Source organism: Halobiforma nitratireducens JCM 10879 (genome assembly GCF_000337895.1).
GTDB lineage: Archaea > Halobacteriota > Halobacteria > Halobacteriales > Natrialbaceae > Natronobacterium > Natronobacterium nitratireducens.
Genome location: NZ_AOMA01000158.1, coordinates 1 through 2,092, shown reverse-complemented (window position 1 = coordinate 2,092; position 2,092 = coordinate 1). Strand labels below are relative to the sequence as shown.

The 2,092-nt window shown below is 48.2% G+C and carries 3 protein-coding genes; all 3 read left to right on the top strand.

The genetic code is table 11. The annotated features are described in order from the left end of the window. Positions 1-105: 105 nt before the first annotated feature. The 3 genes from C446_RS14940 to C446_RS14930 are packed head-to-tail and all read left to right on the top strand — an operon-like array spanning position 106 to position 1,847. The gene (locus C446_RS14940; protein WP_006673960.1) at positions 106-369 is read left to right on the top strand and encodes a hypothetical protein; all 264 of its coding nucleotides are present in this window, start codon (positions 106-108) and stop codon (positions 367-369) included. Next, positions 362-1,075 carry a hypothetical protein gene (locus C446_RS18215; protein ID WP_193363538.1) on the top strand — a complete coding sequence of 238 codons (714 nt, stop codon included), beginning with the start codon at positions 362-364 and terminating at the stop codon, positions 1,073-1,075. The genes C446_RS14940 and C446_RS18215 overlap by 8 nt, the downstream gene beginning before the upstream one ends. 4 nt (positions 1,076-1,079) lie before the next feature. Continuing rightward, positions 1,080-1,847 carry a hypothetical protein gene (locus C446_RS14930; RefSeq protein ID WP_049920269.1) on the top strand — a complete coding sequence of 256 codons (768 nt, stop codon included), beginning with the start codon at positions 1,080-1,082 and terminating at the stop codon, positions 1,845-1,847. The last annotated feature ends 245 nt before the right edge of the window (positions 1,848-2,092 follow it).

Here is a 2,092-nt window from a genome sequence, read left to right as displayed (position 1 = left end):
TGAGCGAGCCAAGGATCGCGACATAGGATTCGAGAGAGTTCTACTCGGATTTTATTTGATTCCTCCGAAGCTCGTTTGTAGACGCTCTACATCCCAGAAACGTGAATGGAGGCCCTGTCAACCGGAGCAGCGAAGGGGAGCATCAAAGGCTTTGCAACAATCCTCACGAAGATTGCTGCCGATCGACTTGGTACTGAAGAAAAAATCACAGAGATAGGCGACAGAATAGAGGAAGATATCCTAAATTCTGTGAAAGAAATTAGATCCCAACCAGAACAGACGCGGGATTCGAAGGAAGCATACGACGAACTCGTCGTCGAACTCATCAAAATACTGGATGAAGAGGAACGCTTCGAGGATTATGACTAATAACGAACACGAATCGGTGGATGCACATATTATCGGAGAAGACTCGGTAGGAATCGCAGTCGAAGTAACTGACTGCAAGGGATACACGAATCACGTGTTATTCGACCGGGGTGGGGAACTCATCGGTCACGTACACGAACGATTCACAGAAGCAACCCAAACTGATCCAGAACCTGCCCGACTCCTCAAACGGGTGCAGTTCCGGGCACGAAACGAGGCTCATCGCCAGACTGAAGCCGATCTTCTCCTTCCCATTCTCGACTGGACCGTCATTGAAGACACCATCGACATACTCGAATCGTTCGATGTTCCACAGATTATGGAACACTTCGAGGACTTTTACGAAGCAATTCAGGATCCACCCGCCGAAAACGTTGCCTATACTGCACTGTTCCTCTTCCTGAACGATGGTCGTGATGAACTTGTTAGACAATCAGATCCAGTAATGTTCTATCACGAAAACGATGACCTCTCTCACACTGAATTTTCTTTCTGGCGCGATCCAGACGCTTATGTTACGATCCCACCGCTCGAGGAGATATTCGCCTGTGATAAGCGGTTCCGGGACCTTATTGTCCACCAGCTTAAATGTAGAATACGGGACCTCCACTACATGCAAGGGTGTCAGCCTCCAGAGAAGTATCGGGTCGACGGGTTAGGGGTCAACGATTCTGAAATTGTTCCCTTCAACGAACAAGCAAAGTAGATTCATGAAGGCAGAAATCATCGGCACCGAAGACGGCATTATTGGTGTGAAAGTTATCGATCCACGTGGAAATCAACATCTCGTTGAGATTGACGTTGAAGACGAGGATTCCGAAGATCTCCACGCCCAAGAATCGTATCCGCTCGACGCATCGAAGCGAACCCAAGAACAGGAACGTCTCATGAATCAAGTTGCAGCTAGAGCAAGGTTCGAAGCCCATACTCAGACGGAATATGAGATCCTTCGAGATGGCTGGGTCCCTCGACAACTACGACGAGGAATCGATGCGCTCGAAAACATGCCGATTGAGGAGTTTGACGAGTCATTTTGCGAGTATTATCATGCGCTTATCAACCCAGAGAAAATCAAAAAAGAGCACGGAATCACCGAGGAGACGGTCGAATTCCCCGGTGAGCCGGAAATTGCGTTGATTATGAAGGGGTTCTGTATCGACGACGACAACGAGGTCGTGAACGTCTTGCCCGACATGTACATCTACTACTCGAACGAGCACGCAGAGAAGAACTATACTACCGGGACACCTGCAAGTTGCTCGGACGACACGACACAGATCACTCCGATGCTCCCACCATTCAAACTCCCCGACGATTTCATCTATCCGGAGGACTTCCGTGGGTTCATGATACACAATCTGATATGCCAGATTCGCGATGTCTATTGGAATATGGGGGAAGATCCGCCTGCGGCATACGACATCGACGGGTTCGGCAAAGGAACCGGGAATTTCGACTACGAGGAATACAACTACTGACTGACACAGTATCGTCCACTAACTTAAATGACAAATTCTATATTTCTACTACAGATAGGGTGGTCGACTTTCTGAATAGTACTAGGCCGACAAGGTTGGTATTCACGATACCGAACTTGTCCCATTTGAAAGTCAGGCACAATAGAACCATGCAAGCTGCTTTGTTGAATAGCTGCTGAATGAGGGTTAGAGTGGCTCACAGAGCTTTTCTATGTTGATGATGGCGAACATGAGGACGATTTCAC

Coding starts and splice junctions, on each gene's coding strand:
- C446_RS14930 (WP_049920269.1), top strand. CDS start 1,080: ATGAAGGCAGAAATCATCGGCACCGAAGACGGCATTATTGGTGTGAAA.
- C446_RS14940 (WP_006673960.1), top strand. CDS start 106: ATGGAGGCCCTGTCAACCGGAGCAGCGAAGGGGAGCATCAAAGGCTTT.
- C446_RS18215 (WP_193363538.1), top strand. CDS start 362: ATGACTAATAACGAACACGAATCGGTGGATGCACATATTATCGGAGAA.